This is a genomic window from Paraburkholderia sp. SSBN10T (assembly GCF_056619545.1).
In genome coordinates this window covers 396,483-415,475 of sequence record NZ_JBWQQI010000005.1, presented here as the reverse complement: position 1 = coordinate 415,475, position 18,993 = coordinate 396,483, and the positions used below count along the sequence as shown (strand labels likewise).

15 protein-coding genes are annotated in these 18,993 nt (G+C 61.2%); 9 read left to right on the top strand and 6 right to left on the bottom strand.

From position 1 onward, the window contains the following. Window positions 1–24: 24 nt before the first annotated feature. Both miaA and mutL read right to left on the bottom strand, forming a co-directional pair. On the bottom strand, window positions 25–978 hold the full coding sequence (miaA, locus tag AC1ECK_RS10980) for a tRNA (adenosine(37)-N6)-dimethylallyltransferase MiaA (protein ID WP_480318790.1): 954 nt from the start codon (window positions 976–978) through the stop codon (window positions 25–27). 55 nt (window positions 979–1,033) lie between these two features. Continuing rightward, window positions 1,034–3,124 carry a DNA mismatch repair endonuclease MutL gene (gene mutL / locus AC1ECK_RS10975; protein WP_480318788.1) on the bottom strand — a complete coding sequence of 697 codons (2,091 nt, stop codon included), beginning with the start codon at window positions 3,122–3,124 and terminating at the stop codon, window positions 1,034–1,036. Window positions 3,125–3,387: 263 nt separating this feature from the next. On the opposite strand from mutL, the gene AC1ECK_RS10970 reads away from it, so the two are divergent. Then, window positions 3,388–4,059 (top strand): VTT domain-containing protein, encoded by a 672-nt coding sequence (locus AC1ECK_RS10970; RefSeq protein WP_480318786.1) that lies wholly within the window; start codon window positions 3,388–3,390, stop codon window positions 4,057–4,059. Window positions 4,060–4,263: 204 nt separating this feature from the next. On the opposite strand, the gene AC1ECK_RS10965 is transcribed toward AC1ECK_RS10970, so the two are convergent. Beyond that, window positions 4,264–5,076 (bottom strand): mechanosensitive ion channel family protein, encoded by an 813-nt coding sequence (locus tag AC1ECK_RS10965; RefSeq protein WP_480318784.1) that lies wholly within the window; start codon window positions 5,074–5,076, stop codon window positions 4,264–4,266. 247 nt (window positions 5,077–5,323) lie between these two features. Here AC1ECK_RS10965 and AC1ECK_RS10960 point away from each other — a divergent pair, with 247 nt between their 5' ends. Next, window positions 5,324–5,947, top strand: coding sequence for a ParB-like protein (locus tag AC1ECK_RS10960; protein WP_480318782.1), 624 nt, complete (start codon window positions 5,324–5,326; stop codon window positions 5,945–5,947). Window positions 5,948–5,993: 46 nt separating this feature from the next. Here AC1ECK_RS10960 and AC1ECK_RS10955 read toward each other — a convergent pair whose 3' ends face one another. From AC1ECK_RS10955 to AC1ECK_RS10945, 3 genes are all read right to left on the bottom strand, one after another. After that, on the bottom strand, window positions 5,994–6,365 hold the full coding sequence (locus tag AC1ECK_RS10955) for a hypothetical protein (RefSeq protein WP_480318780.1): 372 nt from the start codon (window positions 6,363–6,365) through the stop codon (window positions 5,994–5,996). A 194-nt stretch (window positions 6,366–6,559) separates the two neighbouring features. Then, complete coding sequence (locus tag AC1ECK_RS10950; protein ID WP_480318778.1) at window positions 6,560–7,696, bottom strand: glycosyltransferase family 4 protein; 1,137 nt, start codon at window positions 7,694–7,696, stop codon at window positions 6,560–6,562. A gap of 478 nt (window positions 7,697–8,174) precedes the next feature. After that, entirely contained in the window at window positions 8,175–8,528 is a 354-nt protein-coding gene (locus tag AC1ECK_RS10945; RefSeq protein WP_480318776.1) for a hypothetical protein, read from the bottom strand. Window positions 8,529–9,076: 548 nt separating this feature from the next. Between AC1ECK_RS10945 and AC1ECK_RS10940 the strand changes: the two genes are divergently transcribed. The 7 genes from AC1ECK_RS10940 (at window position 9,077) to AC1ECK_RS10910 (ending at window position 18,632) form a co-directional block, all read left to right on the top strand. Further along, complete coding sequence (locus AC1ECK_RS10940) at window positions 9,077–10,591, top strand: FAD-dependent oxidoreductase (RefSeq protein ID WP_480318774.1); 1,515 nt, start codon at window positions 9,077–9,079, stop codon at window positions 10,589–10,591. Window positions 10,592–10,794: 203 nt separating this feature from the next. Next, window positions 10,795–11,925 carry a TIGR03032 family protein gene (locus tag AC1ECK_RS10935; RefSeq protein ID WP_480318772.1) on the top strand — a complete coding sequence of 377 codons (1,131 nt, stop codon included), beginning with the start codon at window positions 10,795–10,797 and terminating at the stop codon, window positions 11,923–11,925. Next, complete coding sequence (gene cysC / locus AC1ECK_RS10930) at window positions 11,918–12,496, top strand: adenylyl-sulfate kinase (RefSeq protein WP_480318770.1); 579 nt, start codon at window positions 11,918–11,920, stop codon at window positions 12,494–12,496. The genes AC1ECK_RS10935 and cysC overlap by 8 nt, the downstream gene beginning before the upstream one ends. A gap of 431 nt (window positions 12,497–12,927) precedes the next feature. Then, window positions 12,928–13,320: a type II secretion system minor pseudopilin GspI gene (gene gspI, locus AC1ECK_RS10925; RefSeq protein WP_480318824.1), complete on the top strand. Its 393-nt coding sequence runs from the start codon at window positions 12,928–12,930 to the stop codon at window positions 13,318–13,320. Then, complete coding sequence (locus tag AC1ECK_RS10920) at window positions 13,304–13,966, top strand: PulJ/GspJ family protein (protein WP_480318768.1); 663 nt, start codon at window positions 13,304–13,306, stop codon at window positions 13,964–13,966. The genes gspI and AC1ECK_RS10920 overlap by 17 nt, the downstream gene beginning before the upstream one ends. Before the next feature lie 151 nt (window positions 13,967–14,117). After that, entirely contained in the window at window positions 14,118–16,322 is a 2,205-nt protein-coding gene (locus AC1ECK_RS10915) for a tetratricopeptide repeat protein (protein ID WP_480318766.1), read from the top strand. A 69-nt stretch (window positions 16,323–16,391) separates the two neighbouring features. Further along, the gene (locus AC1ECK_RS10910; RefSeq protein ID WP_480318764.1) at window positions 16,392–18,632 is read left to right on the top strand and encodes a tetratricopeptide repeat protein; all 2,241 of its coding nucleotides are present in this window, start codon (window positions 16,392–16,394) and stop codon (window positions 18,630–18,632) included. Window positions 18,633–18,993 lie beyond the last annotated feature (361 nt).

Sequence of the window (18,993 nt, the reverse complement as noted above, 5' to 3'; positions counted from 1 at the left end):
ACCCAGCCTGAAGGGCAAAAAGAGTCACCGCCCAATAAGATCCTCAACAACCCGCACCACCCGCTCCGTCGCATCGCCAGCACAACAATCCACCACAACCCGCTCCGACATCCCCCGCAACCAGGTAAGCTGCCTCTTGCACAACTGCCGCGTAGCGAAAACCCCCTTATCCCGCATGGAAACAAAATCGCCCACACCATCGAGATACTCCCAGGCCTGCCGATACCCGACACACCGCATCGACGGCAGCCCAGCATGCAAATCCCCTCGCGCGCGCAGCCGCTCGACCTCGTCGATAAATCCCGCCGCCAGCATGGCATCGAACCGCTGCGCGATCCGCTCATGCAACACACTGCGATCCGAAGGCTCCAGCGCCACCGGCACAAACCGCCACGGCAGCGCCGCTTCGTCCGCTCGCGCAGGCGCCGCCAGCAGGGCCGACATCGGCTGCCCCGTCAACATGAACACCTCCAGCGCCCGCTGGATCCGCTGCGAGTCATTCGGTGCGAGCCGCGCCGCCGTGACCGTATCCACCGCCGCTAACCGGGCATGCAGGGCCGGCCAGCCTTCGCGCGCGGCATCGGCATCGAGTGTCGCGCGTACCTCGGCATCGGCGGCCGGCAGGTCGTTCAAGCCCTGGGTCAGCGCCTTGTAGTACAGCATCGTCCCGCCCACCAGCAACGGTATGCGCCCGCGCGCGGTGATCTCGGCGACCAGGCGCAAGGTGTCCGTGCGGAACTCAGCCGCCGAGTAAGCCTCCGCCGGATCGACGATGTCGATCAGATGGTGCTGCGCCCGCGCCCGCTCTTCCGGCGTCGGCTTGGCCGTGCCGATATCCATCTCGCGGTACACCAGCGCCGAATCGACGCTGATGATCTCCACCGGCCGTCGCTCCGCCAGCGCAAGCGCGGCGGCGGTCTTGCCGGAGGCGGTCGGGCCCAGCAGGCAGGCGACCGGAGTAGCGGGGCGTGGCGTCATGATCGGCGTGACCGCAGCGCCGGTGGCTGCGGTCGTATCGGGGCGGCGCGCGGGCTCATTGGCCGCGCATGAACAAGCGGTCGAGGTCCGACAGCGTCAGTTGATACCACGTCGGTCGACCGTGGTTGCATTGGTCCGCGCGTTCGGTGGCCTCCATCTGGCGCAGCAGCGCGTTCATCTCGTCCAGCGTCAGGCGCCGGTTCGCGCGCACCGCGTGGTGGCAGGCCAGCGTGCCAAGCAGTTCGTGCTGCCGCTCGGTCAGGACCCGCGAGCCGCCGTATGCGTGCAGGTCGGTCAGCACCGCGCGGGCCAATGCCTGCAGGTCGGCGTCCTTGAGCAGGGCCGGAACCGCGCGGATTGCCAGCGTCGTCGGCGATAGCACCGCCAGGTCGAAGCCCAGGGCATCGAGGGTGTCGCGCTCTTCCTCCACCGTGCCGATTTCGACCGGGTCAGCCTGCATCGTCAGCGGAATCAGCAACGGCTGCACCGCGATCGCCCGGTCGGCCAGCGCGTTCTTGAACTGCTCGTACAGAATCCGCTCGTGCGCCGCGTGCATGTCGACAATCACCAAGCCCTGCGCGTTTTGCGCCAGCACGTAAATGCCGTGAATCTGGCCGAGGGCGAAGCCGAGCGGTTGTTCGTCCGTGCCGTGAAACGCCGGGTTGCCGTCCGCCGACGGGGCGAAGAACGACGGCGTGTCGGCCGCGGAATCGCGTGCCTCCAGCGTGGTCGTCCCCTGCGCGGTGCCGGCGCCGTTATCCTTGCGGCCGAACAACGCGTCGTAGAGGGCAAGCGGTTGCGCGACCGGCAGCGTACCCTGCGTCATGCGCGCCTGACGCAGCCAGGTGTTGCCGCCCTGGGCGCCGAAACCGCCACCGCCGCTACTACCGCTACCGCCGTTGCCGAAGCCGCCTCCGCCGCTACCACTGTTCCCGAAGCCGCCGCCGTTGCTGCCGGCAAATCCGCTGTTTCCGCCGAAACCGCCAGTTCCACCGCCCACGCCCGCGCCCCCGAGCGGCGTAGCCGCGAACGACGCCGGGCTGCCCGAAACCGGCTCGAGATGCGCCGCGTGCCCACCCGCTGTGGTTTCCGGAGACGCCCCGGCGTGCCGTGCCAGCGCCCGCTGGACGGCATGAAAGACGAACTGGTGGATCGAGCGCGAATCGCGGAAGCGCACTTCGATCTTCGACGGGTGCACGTTCACGTCGACGCCTTCGGGCGGCAGATCGAGAAACAGCACGTACGATGGGTAGCGCTCGCCATGCAGCACGTCTTCGTAGGCGGCGCGTACGGCGTGGGTCAGCAGCTTGTCGCGTACGAAGCGCCCGTTGACGAAGAAATACTGCTGGTCCGCCCGGCCGCGGCTCGCGGTCGGCAGGCCGGCGCAGCCGTAGACCGCGAGCGGCCCGGCCGACTCGTCGAGCGGCAGATGGGCGGTCGCAAAGGTCTCGCCCATGATCTTGCCGACGCGTGTGGCCGGATCCGTGGCGTTCCAGTGCTCGACCGCGCGGCCGTTGTGCAGCACCGAAATCGCCACGTCCGGCCGCGCCAGCGCGGCTCGGCGGATCATCTCGAGGCAATGGCCGAGTTCGGTTTGCTCGCTTTTCAGAAATTTGCGGCGCGCAGGCGTGTTGAAGTACAGCTCGCGCACTTCGATGGTCGTGCCCTGCGTACCGGCTGCCGGGCCCAGCACGCCGGTTTGCGCCTCGATGCGCATCGCGTGTGGCGCGTCGGCGGTGCGGCTCGTAATGAACATTTCCGATACCGACGCTATCGAGGCCAGCGCTTCGCCGCGAAACCCGAGCGTGCCGACCGCTTCCAGCTCGGCGAGCGAGCGGATCTTGCTGGTGGCGTGGCGCATCAGGGCGAGTGTGAGTTCGCCTGCGGGGATGCCGCAGCCGTCGTCGGTAATCGAGATTCGCTTGACGCCGCCTTCGTCGAGCAGGATGCGCAGCGTGTTCGCGCCGGCGTCGAGCGCGTTCTCCAGCAGCTCCTTGACGACCGAGGCCGGCCGCTCGACCACTTCGCCGGCGGCGATCTGGCTGATCAGCAGGTCCGGCAAGGGCTGAATCGCCCGCAACGGACGTAGGGCGGGCGCCACAGGCTGGCTGGTGGGGGAGACAGGCGGTTCGGAGAATTCGGACATGGCGAAATTATAGCGATTCGCTGTGAACTCGCTGCGGAGCGCCCGCGAGACGGAGGGTGTGTGGGTCGCCCGCGACCGTCACAGGCGGACGCGGTGCGCTCGTACACGCAGATTTCTTATCGGCGTCGGGCACTTTCGGTATCATGGCGCGGTCAATTTCTGCGCCTTCGGGCCGGAGATCGCTGCCAATTTCACCGTGCCGTGACGGCTTGCCGCTTCGACCGTCTACGCCATTTGCTCAATTCGCTCAATAAGGGACGCTTTTGGACACGCTGCTGCAGTTCGTGAATCTTGTCTTGCATATCGACAAGTTTCTGGGGCTTTTCATTCATCAGTACGGCGCCTGGGTCTACGCGGTACTGTTCCTGATTGTGTTTTGCGAAACCGGTCTGGTCGTCCTGCCGTTTCTGCCGGGTGACTCGCTGCTGTTCATCGGCGGCGCGTTTTGCGCAAGCGGTGAAATGAACCTCGGTCTGCTGATCGTGCTGCTGCTGGTGGCTGCAGTCGGCGGCAATACGCTGAATTACCTGATCGGCAGGGCGATCGGACCCAAGGTGTTCAACTCGCATATCCCAGTGCTCGAGCGTTTCCTGGACCGCGCGGCGCTGCAGAAGACCCACAACTTCTATGAGAAGCACGGCGGCAAGACCCTCGTGCTGGCGCGTTTCATTCCGGTGGTGCGTACATTCGCGCCGTTCGTCGCCGGTGCGTCGCAGATGAGCGTCAGCCGTTTCCAGTTCTTCAACTTCGTCGGCGCGGCGCTGTGGGTGCTGCTGCTGGTGCTGCTCGGTTACTTCTTCGGCAACATTCCGTTTATCCGCCAGTACCTGAACGTGATCGTGCTGGTGGGCGCCGGCGCTGCGATCGTGCCGGTGGTGCTGGGCGCGCTGTGGAAGATGATGCGCAAGCCTGCGCCGAGGCCGGGCAGCCACTAGGCTCGCGAGCGAGGAGCCGGCGACGACACTGTCGCTGGCCAGACGTGAGGCTGGGCCAGGCCAAGGGAACAAGGGCGACGCCGCGAGATTTCGCGGCGCCGCTTTTTTTTGCCATCGATGAGCAACTGGCGCTATTGGGTCGTCGTCGTGCCGCTGCGCGCTGCCGTGGCGAATGCCACGGCACGCACCCACCACCCGCCGCTGCTAGGTTGCCGCGCGGCGTACGAGCGGCGTTTCCGGCGTCGGGTAGCCCGCTTCCCGAAAGGTTTCGATGATGGCCCGGTTGGTGTCGAAATAGACCTGCCAGTAATTGTTGGTATGCGTGTAGGGGCGCACGCAAAGCAACGGACCCTCCGGTGTGAACGACAGGACCTCGATATCGGGCGCCGGACTTTCGGCGACGTTAGGAATCTTGACGACGGCAGCGCGCAGGCGATTGGCCGCATCGATCGGATCGACGCCGTTGGCGATCTTTGCCGTCAGCTCTACGCGGCGCACCGGCAACGCGCTGTAGTTGGAGATCGTGTCCGAGAAGATCTTGTTGTTGCCGACGATGGTCGTGACGTTGTCCGGTGTGATGATCGTGGTGCCGAAGAGGCCCAGTTCATGAACGGTGCCGGTCACCCCGCCGGCCATGACGAAATCGCCGACCTTGAACGGGCGCAGCACCTGCATGAAGATACCCGCGGCGAAGTGGGCGAGCAGGCCACCCCACGCAGTGCCGATGGCGAGACCGAGGCCCGCGAGCAGCGCCGCGAACGAAGTGGTTTGTACTCCGAACACCTGTAGAATCGCGAGAATCAGCAGCAGGTTCAGCAAGGCGCCGAGGATCGAGCCGAGATACTTCGCGAGCGTGGGATCGACACGACCGTTGCGCTCCAGCAGCTTGCGCAACAGGCCCGTGATGATGCCGATCACCCATCGGCCGACGATCCATAGGACAATCGCACCGAGCACTTTGGTGCCGAGGTCGATGCCTCGCGTCATGAGAAAGATGCGGATGGTTTCGAAATTCAAGGTGCCCTCGCTCGGATCGGTTGCGTTTGACTGATGACGAACAGCTTCGATTCAACATAGTAAAAGCAAAACCTGACGAGGGACGAAGTGCCTCACTCTCGGTCTTCGCAAGTTATAGGCGACGGCTCGCGCCTACGCAAGGACCATTCCTGAACCTATGCAAAATGTATTGGCAGGTATTAACGGCGTCCCTGATTCGCGCTATTGTTTTTCGCTAAATTAATTTAACGATTTGATGAGGTAAGCCATGGTTCCGAATAGAGACGTTCACTTTATCCCGGCAAAACTCACGGCACTGCGCCCAACCCAGATGACCGTGGGTTATCGTGAGGTGGCTCTGAAGCGCGCGCACTGGAAGACGCTGAACAAGAAGCAGCGCAGCGCCGCGATTGATGCGCATTCGTTCCCTGCGGTGCTGGGCCCAGAGGACCGTTACTACATCGTCGATCATCATCACCTTGGGCGGGCGCTAATCGAAGAGGATGTCAAGGAAGTGAAGATAATGGTGCTGAAAGACCTGTCGTGGCTTGATTTCACCATCTTCTGGCGCATGATGGAGCACAACCAGTGGGTCCATCCGTTCGGCGCCGACGGCTCGCGTTACGATTACGAACACCTGCCGAAGGTGGTCACTGAAATGAGCGATGATCCCTATCGCAGTCTTGCGGGCGAGCTGCGCAACGTGGGCGGCTATGCCAAGGACGCGACGCCTTTCAGCGAATTCCTGTGGGCCGACTTTCTGCGTCCGCGGGTGCCCGAGAGCAAGATCACGAAAAACTTTACGAAGGCGCTTGCTCTCGCGAAGACCCTCGCTCATACGCCTGAGGCGCGTTATTTGCCCGGCTGGTCCGGTGTGATTACGACGGGCTGAAGACGGCCCGGACTGACGCCGCCGCGACAGATGTGGGGGCGCATTGTCACATTGGCAAATGGGACTTGCTGTACGGCGAGGTCCGGATGACCAGCGCGTCGCTGGCTTTGGCTTTCTTCTTGCGCAGGCGCATGTGCCACGCGCAATACAGTGCGAGTGCGCATGTTAGTGCACAGGCGCATGAACGCTCGACAAACTCGTCAGGCGAGCTGAACTTTCCGTAGCGACTCGGGGCGTCGGCGAACACGCAAAACGTGAGCGTCGCGTCGAACACCAGGGCGGCCATTGCGAGGACGAGGTAAGCATAGCCGCCGTTCAAGGCAAGCTCCGGCCTGGCAACAGTGCATAGATGACATGCGACTAGCAGCGTCGCAAGAATGGCGAGGTTCGTAGCCAGAACGAACAGAAAGTTGCTCATGATGATGGTGGAGTGATTGCGCGGGTTGTTCGGCTGCGCCGATGCATGTGTCAGACAGACTATGAAGACTGCAACACATTGCTGGCGAGCCGTGCGCGATCATTGCATGTCTTTATATCTCAATAAATGAGAATATTTGGACTCCGATAGAATGGGTGGAGGGGACTCTTCGACGCGATGGTTTGTGTTCTCTGTTACCGCTGTATCGCGCTGTCGACGATTGCTGCAAGACGCTGGCCCAGGCTGGGGGTGTTGAGTTGCTGATATTTCGAAAACGCGCGAGCGCCGACCGCCCGGATCGATTCCGGCGGTAGTGCCCAGATCCGTTCTAGCGTTGCGGCCAGTGTTCCGGCTCCGCCCTCCCGGTGATAGAGGAATCCGTTTGCGCCGTCTTCCACATACTCCGGCTCCGGGCCCATGTGCAATTCGAGTTGGTCGTGCACCAGTGGCGGCAAACTCAGCCCGAACATATGGACCACGCTCAGGCCGGCGTCGCCGGGATAGCAGCCGATCCGGCAGGTACGGCTAATCGAGGCGATTTCCTCGTCATCGAAAATGGCGCCGTGCCAGATCAGGTACGGACTATTTGCATAAGTGCGTTGCAGCCACTCGCGATGCTCTCCGTCCCCCACCAAATGCAAAACTATCCCATGCCCCTTGCGGTGCAGTTGTTCGACCGCCTCGATCAGGCATTCGACACTCGAACCGTCGCGTAGCCGCCCCAGAAACAACACCCCTTGCTCGCCGCCGCTTTTCTCCTCGGGCTTAACGGTTCGTGTGACGCGTAGCGAATTGTCTGCGACGATCAGCTTGGCGCGCGGACAACCAATGCGCTCGAGCGACAGTCTCGATGCTTCCGAGTAGCAGACGTATCGGCTCGACAGGGCGACCGCTGCGCGACAGCAGGCGATGCGGACCAGCCTCGGCTTCGCGTGACGGTAGAGCCCTTGACCGTGGATTACCACGGGCACGCCTAATGCTCGCCCGGCGAGCAGGGCGAGCCATAGCGACAGATAGGACATGTCGGCGAAGATCAGGACAGCGGCGGGACGCACCCGCACGATTTCCCCGAAAACTCGCGCCTGAAGCTTGATGCGCCGCGTAAAGACATGCGTGATACCCGTCTCGACGAATTCGTCGCAGGCGGGCGCTTCCCGCGAGAAGCCGCGCGACTCGATTTCACTGGAGCTGGCGAATACCTTGAGCTTGAACAGCCGGCTTAGCGTGTCGATGACCTCGATACGATAGCGTGTGACCAGAGGCTGGACATAAAACACCGTAAGCTTTGCCCGCGACGATGTACCGCCAGGCGCCACCGGTGCATCGCTCATGGTGCCCTCATCAGTTTTGTGCGTCGGCCCGGCGCTGCTGGAAACGACGTGATTCTCGACGGGGAGCGCGTCACACGACGGCACTAAATCCGCACATGACGCGTCCTGGCGAGTGCGACGAACGCTTGCCATTTGCTGTGCACATATGGATCTTCAAAGTTGTTTCGACTGCTAAGTATTGGAAATTGAGGTTCGGCTTGATCGATTAATCGCCTGGCGAGGCAGATGCGTATGACAAGCCGGTTTCCACAGATGATCAGGATGCTAGCAGCGTAAAAAATGACAGGGGTGTGATGAGCGGAGAGAGGCGAATGTTAGGCGGGTAATGACTGGGTGGTGAAATATGGAGGACGCGTGAGGAAATATCTGCAGTGCTAAAAACATGCAGGATGCATGATTCGGAGATGGTGACTACGCCGGTGCGTGTTCCTGTTGCGCGACGACCATGGAGCCAACGGGGTTTGCATGACCGACTCCATCACGGCGAACGGAACCCGTTGCGCGGAACCGTCGCGAGCGACGGTGCGTCTTGCAGATCAGCCATCACGTCGCAGACCTTCGCGTAGACGTCATGCAACGGTGCGTCGGCGACCGAGTCCTTGAACCTGGCATAGTTGATGTGGAACACCTGTACCGCGATCGTGTCGGCGACGATCCGGCGAGGGATGAACGCGCGGAACGGATAGACGTGGCCCGGCAGCGTCACGACCTCGAAGCCGCTACCGAATATGGTCTTGATATCGCGAGCGCGACGTGCGCGAACGACGAGTGTGGCTGGGTCAGCCGTGTTGCTGACAATCGAAAGAAAAGCGTTCGAAAGCAATAGTCGCATTGAAACCTCCGTAGTCGTGCGTGGCAGGTTGCCAGGACTGCGACAACTTGAGATACCCAGCGTTAATGCATTGATCTATAGAGATAGCTTTTCCAGCGCGCATGCGAGGCAATAAGAGAATGGAGCGTTACATATGGCGACGACGTCTGATTTATTGCGGACGAATTACGCCTGTTTAAGGACGTGAGTATTCCGTCGCTTACCCGATGACGGGAAAGTTCGCATTATGCGTATGACCGGAACGGCCTGAAAAAGGGGCTCGACGAAGGTGACGGCGAGCCGGTATCAAGCAGCTTTTAATACTTTGGACTCAAAACTGTCACAAGAAAACGTTTCAAAAATATGTATGAATGGAATGTGTATACCTTTCGACGCGCCATACCGGTGCATAGGCGAAAGGGGACTTGTTTGAACTGTCTCCGGCCAGATCGACCACGGCGCCAAACATCGCCCGAGACACGTCTATCTGTGTATTTTGCACATAGTTATTGACCAGGCCTCGGGTGTTGAACAATAATGTGCAAAATACACACAATGAGGCCTCTGTCATGACCGAACAATTCGATACTGAAGTGCTGATCTGCGGAGCCGGCGCGGCCGGTCTGACGCTGGCGATCGAGCTGGTGCGCCGGCGCGTCGCCTTTCGGTTGATCGACAAGCTCGAGGGCCCCTTTCGCGGCTCGCGTGGCAAGGGTATTCAGCCGCGCAGTCAGGAAATCTTCGAGGACCTTGGGATCGTCGATCGGCTGGTTGCAGTGGGGGGCGTCTATCCGCCGGAGCACACATATGGCAACGACGGCAGTGTCCTGCGTTCCGAAGTCATCGAGGTGGTCGATCCCACACCCGACGAGCCGTATCACATCCGCCTGATGGTTCCGCAGTTCCTGACCGAGGGCGTGATGCGCAGTCGTCTTGCCGAATTCGGCCATCGCGTCGAATTCGGCACGGAATTGCTGGATTTTGCGCAGGATTCCGAAGGCGTAACCTCTCGCATCAAAAAAGGCGATAGAGAAGAATCTGTGCGGGCGCGCTATCTGGTCGGTGTCGACGGCGGCCGCAGTTTTGTGCGGCAAGCGTTAGAGATCGACTTTCCCGGCAAAACGCTCGGGGTGCGGGCCGTGGTTGCCGATATTCACCTGCGTGGTCTGAGTCGGGACATCTGGCACCACTTCAACGAAGGTTCAATGGAATTGCAGGTATCGCTGTGTCCGCTGGCTGGAACCGACCTGTTCCAGTTGCAGGCCCCCGTACCGTTTGAAGGCGAGATCGACGTCTCAGCCGAAGGGCTAACGGCGCTGATCGCCGGGCGCACCGGCCGGCCGGACATCGTCATCGAAGCCGTGCATTGGGCGTCCGTCTTCAACATGAACGCCCGTCTTGCGGATCGCTACCGCGACGGACGTGTTTTCATTGCGGGCGATGCCGCGCATGTGCATCCCCCGACCGGCGGCCAGGGCCTCAATACCAGTGTGCAGGACGCTTATAACCTTGGTTGGAAACTGGCCGCTGTGCTTGGTGGCGCACCAGCGTCGCTGCTCGATACGTTCGAGGAGGAGCGGCGTCCGGTTGCGGCAGAGATGCTCGGTCTTACGACCAGATTGCTCGATAGTGCAAAGCGCGGCGTTCGACGCCGTGGCCGCGAAGTCGGTCAACTCGATATAGGTTATCCGGAGTCCTCGCTTTCCATGGAGCAACCCGGGCGTCACGACACCGTTCGCGCGGGCGATCGGGCACCGGACGCCCCAATGCAAGGTGCAGCCGGGCAGCCTGTCCGGCTGTTTAACCTGTTTCAGGGGGCGCACTGGACCCTGCTCGGGTACGAAGTGGCTGACCGTGCGGCGGTGGCGCCCCGCGCCGGATTGAGGATTTACATTGTGGGCGAGCGTGGCGACCTTCTGGACGATGGTGGGCAAATGCGCGATGCCTATGACCTCGTCGTTGGTACATGGGTGCTGGTGCGGCCGGACGGTTACGTTGGCGCCATTGTTGAAAAGGACGCACTCTCCGCGTTGGAGGCGTACCTCACCTCGGTCGGGCTGCCGCTGGTTCCAGATGGCGCTTAGTGCACGTCAATCAACGGCCATTCTGACTTCACATCCGCTATCGAGCCACATCGACCGCGTCAACATCAGATTGTACGTAGCATCGGAAACGTGGGTGCCACAAGTCGCTCATAGAATCGCGGGCTTGTGCTGCGAGGCACATCCCTCCCTATGCGCTACCGCCGCTGCCGTTCCAGATACGGCGCGACCGAACTGGACATCCGATGTCAGACGCCAGCATACAGACCGACCAGCCAGAAGCCGAGTTGTCCGATGCGTGGTCCCCCTTGATCAATTTGCGGGACACAGGACGCTTTCTGCAAGTACTGGAGGCGCTGGGATGCACACTCGCGATTAGCCGGAGACCTTCAGGCGTGGCCTTGCTGGGTGTGGACAACGGGGTGCCCACACTATCGGCGTGTCTGTTGCCGCGTTCAATGGGCCTGGCGGTAACCCAGGATCGCATCGCAATTGCGACGGCGCGCGAGTTGATGATCTTCGCTAACGTGCGCTCGATCGCGGCCCAGTATCCCGGGAAGCCCGATTATTACGACGCGGTATTCGTGCCGCGCCATTGCTTTTACACCGCCTATTGCGATCTGCACGATATGGCTTTTGACGGCCAGCTCGTTTTGGCCGTGAATACGCGGTATTCATGTATCTGCGTGATTGACGGATACTTCAACTTCACGCCCATCTGGCGCCCACCCTTCGTTCCAGACCTCACGGCCGACGACCGTTGTCATCTGAACGGAATGGCCTTTCACGATCGCAAGGTCAGATTCGTGACCGCACTGGGAACGACAAACACGCCGTACGGCTGGCGTGAGGGCATGGCCACCAACGGGGTGGTGATGGAGGTGCCCTCGGGACGGGTCGTCGCGTCGGGCCTGTCGATGCCCCATTCGCCACGCATCATCGACGGTCAGCTTTATGTCCTCGAGGGCGGCCGCGGGCAGGTGTTGCGGATCGATCCGGTGACGGGGGAGGGCACCGTGATCGCGAAGCTCCCTGGCTTTACGCACGGGTTGGCGGCCTACGGTGGCGTGCTGTTTGTCGGGTTGTCGAAATTGCGCGAGAGGCGCGGCCCGCAGGGCCTGCCGATCGAGGCGGATGGCGAACTGATGGCGGGTGTGGCGGCGCTGGACGCCGCGTCCGGAGAGGTACTCGGAATCCTTCACTTCTTCAATGGCGTAGAGGAGGTGTTCGATATTCAGGTGATTCCCAACGTGAAGCGCGCGCAGATCCTGGCACCGGAACAGTGGTATCAGACGCCATCCTTGGTAACGATGGAGGGCGGCATGTGGGAGCAGCGGCCGGAGGAAGAAAGCGGCGAGGGTGAGGGTGATGGCTGAGGACGGGCCTAGCGCAGTATCTGTTCGCGGGCGTGCCACCACTCATCGCAGTGCCGTCTTCTGGCTGACCGGACTGTCGGGGTCGGGCAAGTCGACCCTGGCCTTCGGGGCCGAGCAGACCTTGGCGGCGATGGGCTATCAGGTATGCGTGCTGGATGGGGACCGCTTGCGCGCGGGTCTTAACCAGGACCTGGGATTCAGCGAGGCCGACCGGATGGAAAACATGCGCCGTGTCGCCGAGGTCGCAGCGCTGTTCGCCGGGGTGGGCACGGTCGTGATCGTCGCACTGATTTCGCCGCTGCGCCCGGGCCGCGAACTCGCAAGGCGCATCGTAGGCCGCAGCTTTCACGAAGTCTACCTCTCAGCGGGTCTCGCCACATGTGAAGCACGCGATCCGAAAGGCCTGTATCGCAAGGCACGTGCTGGGGAAATCTCCGGGTTCACGGGCATCTCTTCACCCTACGAAATACCCGTCTGCCCGGATCTGATGATTGATAGCGAGAGCAACCGGTCTGCATCATCCGTGACTGATCTGGTTGCATACATTCGCTCGCAGGTTGGCGCCTGGTGAGTCCGGCCCCGGTGCCACGGCCCTGGATCATGATAAAAACTGGGTATTTCCGCGGTTCTGTCCGACCGCAAAATGCAGCGTTGGAAGCGGAAGACCGAGCGGCGGCAACAAATCTGGAGGCGGGTAAATGCGGGCGGCTGAACGATTTGGCTACCCGTATTCGTGCCGATGCGGGAGGCAATTTCTGAAGCGCTGCGCTTCACCGGTTTTCTCGATGCAATGTTCGTAACATTCGACATGGATTCGCCGCGGACTATCGCTACGATCGGTTCACGTTGCCCCTGTGGCTTACTGTAGTGGCGACCGGCAACCCCGATTAAACCCCTCAACGGGCGAACGACGGCCGGACGTACATCCAGGTCACACAACTGCCGCGGTAAACAGGATCGTTTGCGATGCCGCTTTCTCGTTCGCTGGAGCATCAGGGTGTCATGGCGCGGGCGGACCGGCGCTCGGGCGTGCGAGGTTTCACCCTGATCGAGGTGCTCATTGCTCTCGCGATCGTGGCCATTGCGCTTGGCGCGGTATTGCGCGCGATTGGTGCGTTGGCATCAGACACGGAAACGGCCCGCGCCCGCCTGCTGGCGTTGTGGAGCGCGGACAACGCGTTGAGCGCAACGCGTATTTCGCAGGCGTGGCCGGACGTGGGTCAAACCGTGTTTGCGTGTCCGCAAGGACGCTACAGGTTCGTGTGCCGGCAGACCGTGACGGCACTATCGAGTCCGCTGATACGACAGGTGTCGATCAGCGTCTATCCCGGCGGTGCGGGCGGGCCTGTGCTCGCAGAGGTCGTTACGGTGGTTCAGAATGAAACGCGCCGCTAGAACGCGTTGCAAGACGCGCGCCGAAGGGTTCACGCTGCTTGAAATGCTGGTAGCGATCGCGTTACTTGCGGTGGTCGCGCTCCTGTCCTGGCGCGGTCTTGATGCGACCATACGTGGACGGGACGATGTGGTCGCGAGCCTGGCCGAGACTCGCATGCTGGGCCGATACTTCTCGCAACTGCAGTTCGACATACAGAACATTGTGACGCCCAGCGAGGTTTTCGGACCGCCGTTGCGCGTCATGCCCAACGAACTGGTGCTGGTCAGGCATGTCGGGGCCGGAAGCGGTTCAACCGGGCTGCAGGTAGTGCGCTACCGGCTCAAAGGCAACCAGCTCATCCGGAGTGCCTCTCCACCACTATCGACGCTGTCGCAACTGACGGACGCACTGCACCACATGGACGGGTTCGCGAGCGTGGTGGCGAGTGCTGACGCTCGCTCCATGACCCTGCGCGTTTGGGTGCCGCCGGACGGATGGACTTCGAGCCAGTCGGTGATTGCAGACGCGTACGCAAGGTTCCTCGCCCAGTATGCGGTGAGTACGACCAGTACGCTTCGTGTGCCGTTGCCAACCGGCCTCCAGCTTTCGGTCGCGATCGGAAACCCACTCACCATCTATACCCGAACCGTTCAACTGGGTGAATGAGACGAATAGTGCGTACCATCGGTCACCGTTTCGTTACGTCCCACCCTTAACCTTGTGTTGCTGGGACTGACCGGTTCCAGAGCGACGGACGCGCGAGTCGGCCATGTTTTGCGTCCGACGCAAATTCACGCTCACCGCGAGGGATGCCGACTTGGACAAAGGACAGTCACAGAAGACGGACGCAGCCGTTTCGTCACCTGAAGTCTTGCTCGGTCGCGCCAGGGCGCTTCACGATCAAGGTCGTCTCGATGATGCAGAGCGCCTCTATGGTGCGATCCTTGCAGACGCTCCCGCTTTTCCTGAAGCATTGCACCTGAACGGTGTCCTGCAAGCCCAACGAGGCCGCACGGAGGTGGCAGAGGCATTGTTACGACGCTCGGTTTCGCTTCTTCCTGCGCCGTTGCCGCTCGCGAACCTGGGCGCCGTCCTCGCGAGCCTGGGACGCAGAGAAGAGGCATTGCGGCAATTCGACGCCGCGCTGACGATTGATCCATACCATCTTCATGCACTGGTGCGACGTGCGAACACTCTGGTTGAACTCGCCCGTCATGAGGAAGCACTCGCGACCTATGATCGCGTACTGGAGATGGCTCCGACCGTCCTGGATGCGTTGTGCAACCGCGGGGCGGCGTTGCGGGCACTGGGGCGCCACGAGGAGGCTCTTGATACGTACGCCCGCGCACTGAAGGTGGATCCACGATCATTCGAGGCACTTTACAACCGGGGCAATGCGCTACGAGACCTTAATCGATACCATGAGGCCCTGCAAAGCTACGAGCGGGCTCTTGCCATCGTTCCCAATAGCGTGCCGTTGATGTCGTTGCGAGGCATGATGCTGGTCGAGATTGGGCGCCCGCAGGATGCGCTGGCGAGTTTTAATGAGGCCATCGCCAGCCAGCCGGATTTTGTCGAAGCGCTGTACAACAGTGCGGTGACGCTGGAGCAACTGGAGCGTTACGAGGACGCGATCGTTCGCTGTGATCGCGTCCTGGCGCTGCACGGCAGGCACGCCAAGGCCTTGGCGACACGAGGAAATGCGCAGCAACATCTGATGCGTCAGGCGGACTCTTTGGCGAGTTACGATCTGGCGCTCGAAATCGAACCGGACTCCGTCGCCGTCCTCTGCAACCGGGGCAGCCTGCTGCGCCAGATGCGTCAATACGAACAGGCCCTGGAAAGTTACGATGCCGCTCTCGCGATGGAGCCTGACTTCATACAGGCAATGGTTAACCGGGGGAACGTGCTGCAGGACCTGAACCGGTTCGACGAGGCGCTTCAATGTAGCGACCAGATCCTTGCAGCAAGTCCGGACCACGCGCTGGCATGGTTCAATCGCGGCAATCTCCTTCTGCAGATGACGCGGCCGACAGATGCGCGTACCGCATACGAACGTGCGATTGCTATCGATCCGGACTATGTCGAGGCAAACGCGGTGTACGGATTTCTTCTCCTGAGTCTTGGTGAGTTCAAGGCAGGCTGGGAGAAATATGAGTGGCGTTGGCGCGACAAGAAGGTCGCGAAATTTGCGCGCAGCTTCACCCAACCGTTGTGGCTCGGCAAGGGTCCGATTGGCGGGTGCACAATCCTGCTCCATGCAGAACAGGGTTATGGTGATACGTTGCAGTTTTGCCGGTATGCCGCTCTGGCGCGTCGCGAGGGTGCCCGCGTGGTGCTCGAGGTTCCAGCGGGTCTCAGATCGCTGATGGAGACCCTCGAGAACGTGGAGCAGGTGGTGACACGAGGCGATACGCTGCCTCCCTTTGATTTCCATTGTCCGTTACTCAGCCTGCCTCTGGCGTTCCAGACGGAACTCGCAACGATACCGGATCAGACTGCCTATCTGCGAGCCGACGCTGCAAAGGTGGAGACGTGGCGTGAGCGACTTGGCCCTCCCGCGCGGTTGCGTGTCGGTATTGTTTGGTCGGGCAATCCAGTGCACACAAACGACCAGAACCGCTCCATCCCGCTCGCGGTCCTCGAACCCTTGTTTGGGTTGGATATCGAATGGGTGAGTTTGCAAAAACAGGTCCGGGCAGAGGACGAGGGAACGCTTGCCGCGTTGCCGGTCCGGCTGGTGGATTCCGATCTGCGCGATTTCTCGGACACCGCCGCGTTGATAGAGTCGCTGGATCTGGTTGTGTCCGTGGATACCTCTGTTGCACATCTTGCCGGTGCGCTAGGCAAGCCGGTGTGGATCATGCTGCCGTTTCCTTGTGACTGGCGCTGGATGATCGAGCGGGAAGACTCGCCGTGGTATCCGCAGGCGCGTCTTTTCAGGCAGCGTACGCCGAAAGACTGGGCACCTGTCGTCGACGCACTCAGGGTGGCGCTGGATATCCAGTCGAAAGCGGTTTAATACGTTCAATCTTTTCTGCGCCGCTCCGGCAACAGGATGCGTGGAAAACACAATCGTGGAACGATGGCGATGAAATCGGCTCAACCAGACTTCGACAGGCGAGCGCAGATATCAGCTCGGCTTCGCGCGATCGAGGAAGGTATGCAACGCGCCCGGCGCAGCTATGAGGCGGGCGGTTTTGCCGAAGCGGAGCGGCAGTGCCGCGCCGTTCTTGCGATTGAAGCGGGCCATTCCGATGCAACATATGTTCTTGCGTTCGCCATGTTCGCCCAGGGCCGCGCTGCGGAGGCCGAACCAGCGATGCGGCAGGTGGCGAAGGCGAACGCCCGGCAATCGTGGGCCCATGCTCACCATGCCCAGGTATTGACCGCTCTGGGCCGTTTTGACGAGGCGCTTTTGCGGGCCGAACGCGGGCTGCGTATTAATCCACGGTGCACGGCTTCGCTGCTGAATCGTGCGGACGCCCTGCTTGGTCTTGAGCGCTACGAGGAATGCAGTCGGGCGTATGAGCGGGTGCTGGCGGTTGACCCTGCTTGCGCTGCGGCGTGGTCAAACCGTGGCAAGGCACTGCTACGGCTTGGGCGACCGGCCGACGCGCTGGCGAGTCTGGACAGATCCCTGGAGATTGATCAACGTGCGTTTGCGCCTCACGTGAACCGCGGCAATGCCCTGAATGAGCTGGGCGAGCGCGAGACAGCGCTGCGGGCGTACGACCGCGCACTGGAGATCCAGCCACAATCGGCAGGCGTGTGGTGTTCGCGAAGCAGGGTGCTGCTGCTGCTCGGGCGCGACACACTCGCGTTGCAGAGCTACGACGCAGCCCTGCGTATTGAGCCCGACCATTTCGACGCGCTGTTTGGCAGCGGTGTTGTGCTGGAGCGGTTGCAACGCTATGCCGAAGCGCTCGATCGATGCGAGCGTGCACTCCGGATAAAGGCGACGGACAGGCTCGCATGGCTTGTGCGCGGCAATGCGCTGCACGGGTTGGGTCGATATGAAGAAGCTCTCGATGCTTATGGTGCGGCACTGTCGATGGATGATCCGTTTTCCGATGCACTGGGCAACCGCGGTGCGACGCTTCAGCAGCTGCGTCGTTTTGGCGAAGCGCTCGAGCACTACGACCTTGCGCTTGCGATCACTCCTCAGCGGGTGGACCTATTGGGTTCACGGGGCAACGTCTTGCAGCAATTGGGACGGTACGAGGAGGCGACCTTGAGTTTTACAGCGGCGATCGGTCCTGAGCCCGATTCGGCGGTGGCCTGGTTTCACCGGGCGACCGCGCTGCAGCATCTCGGTCGCCATGCGGAGGCAGTGGAATGTTTTGAGTGTGCCGTGCAAATGCATCCAACGTATAGCGAAGCGCAAATGGCGCGGGCACTATGTCTGTTGCTGATAGGGGACTTCGAAAGGGGTTGGAAAGCGTTCGAGTCACGCTGGAATCTGCCGGTGGAGGCCCAGCCGAAACGGGTTTTCTCACAGCCGTTGTGGCTGGGTGAGCAGAGCATCGAGGGTCGTACGATTTTTCTCCACACCGAGCAGGGTTTCGGCGATACGTTGCAGTTCTGTCGATATGCGAAGCTGCTTGCCGGGCGTGGCGCAAATGTGATGCTCGAGGCGACGGTAGCGCTCACTGAACTCCTATCAACGCTGCAGGGCGTTAGCCAACTGATTGAACTGGGGCAACCGGTCCCGCCGTTCGATCTTCACTGCCCCCTGATGAGTCTGCCACTTGCGACGGGTGCCGGACCTTCAACGATTCCGGGCGAGATCGCTTATCTACGGGCCGACCTCCGCCTCACCGAAGCATGGCGAGAGCGTCTTGTCGCATGTTCGCCTGCCGGTTGTCCGCGTATCGGACTGGTTTGGTCCGGCAACCCGGAGCACATCAACGACCACAACCGCTCCATACCCCTCGAGGTTCTCGAGGAGTGGTTCAAGCTCGACGTTCACTTTGTGAGCCTTCAGCAGCACGTTCGTGAACGCGACCAGCCTGCACTGACTGCCAGCGCGGCGACACACTTTGGCGAAGCGTTACGCGACTTTTCTGACACTGCAGCGGTGATCGAAACGCTTGATCTTGTCATATCGGTTGACACCGCCGTTGCGCATCTCGCCGGGGCACTGGGCAAACCGGTGTGGATCCTGTTGCCGTGCATGCCCGACTGGCGTTGGCTGCTCGAGCGCGAAGATACCTCGTGGTATCCGACTGCGCGGTTATTCAGGCAGCAAACGCCAGGCGAGTGGGCAACGGTGGTGAGGCGAGTTGCGTCGGAATTAAGTCTGCGTTTCGCGGACCGCCACACACATTAGCGGGTGATGACGCTGGAACGCGTTGCAGTTGCGAGCGGGTGGAGAAATCACATCTGAGCTACCTGGTTTAGATGATCAGGATGCCGATTGTTGAAGTGTTATCGAAATTTTTGAATGAACTATAAAATTAATCGATTCGTTATCCATATTGTATTGAGTTAAAGAGGACTATTTAAAAATCTCTACATAGGGGATTGGAGCGGAACCGTCACGCGGTCTTTCGATCACTTCGGCAATGACAGATCGGGCTATCCGATACCAGCAGCAGACATGTCCGAAGCATTTCAAATGTTGCGTACAGTTTTGGCGACGAACCGCCGTATGTTGCGTACCTTCGTAAATATGGTTGCCACGCGAACCC

What these genes read in the sequence shown, in the direction of transcription:
- AC1ECK_RS10935 (WP_480318772.1), top strand. Translation starts at nt 10,795, where the DNA reads ATGTCAGACGCCAGCATACAGACCGACCAGCCAGAAGCCGAGTTGTCC.
- AC1ECK_RS10920 (WP_480318768.1), top strand. Translation starts at nt 13,304, where the DNA reads ATGAAACGCGCCGCTAGAACGCGTTGCAAGACGCGCGCCGAAGGGTTC.
- AC1ECK_RS10910 (WP_480318764.1), top strand. Translation starts at nt 16,392, where the DNA reads ATGAAATCGGCTCAACCAGACTTCGACAGGCGAGCGCAGATATCAGCT.
- gspI (WP_480318824.1), top strand. Translation starts at nt 12,928, where the DNA reads ATGGCGCGGGCGGACCGGCGCTCGGGCGTGCGAGGTTTCACCCTGATC.
- cysC (WP_480318770.1), top strand. Translation starts at nt 11,918, where the DNA reads ATGGCTGAGGACGGGCCTAGCGCAGTATCTGTTCGCGGGCGTGCCACC.
- AC1ECK_RS10955 (WP_480318780.1), bottom strand. Translation starts at nt 6,365, where the DNA reads ATGAGCAACTTTCTGTTCGTTCTGGCTACGAACCTCGCCATTCTTGCG.
- AC1ECK_RS10950 (WP_480318778.1), bottom strand. Translation starts at nt 7,696, where the DNA reads ATGAGCGATGCACCGGTGGCGCCTGGCGGTACATCGTCGCGGGCAAAG.
- miaA (WP_480318790.1), bottom strand. Translation starts at nt 978, where the DNA reads ATGACGCCACGCCCCGCTACTCCGGTCGCCTGCCTGCTGGGCCCGACC.
- AC1ECK_RS10960 (WP_480318782.1), top strand. Translation starts at nt 5,324, where the DNA reads ATGGTTCCGAATAGAGACGTTCACTTTATCCCGGCAAAACTCACGGCA.
- mutL (WP_480318788.1), bottom strand. Translation starts at nt 3,124, where the DNA reads ATGTCCGAATTCTCCGAACCGCCTGTCTCCCCCACCAGCCAGCCTGTG.
- AC1ECK_RS10940 (WP_480318774.1), top strand. Translation starts at nt 9,077, where the DNA reads ATGACCGAACAATTCGATACTGAAGTGCTGATCTGCGGAGCCGGCGCG.
- AC1ECK_RS10945 (WP_480318776.1), bottom strand. Translation starts at nt 8,528, where the DNA reads ATGCGACTATTGCTTTCGAACGCTTTTCTTTCGATTGTCAGCAACACG.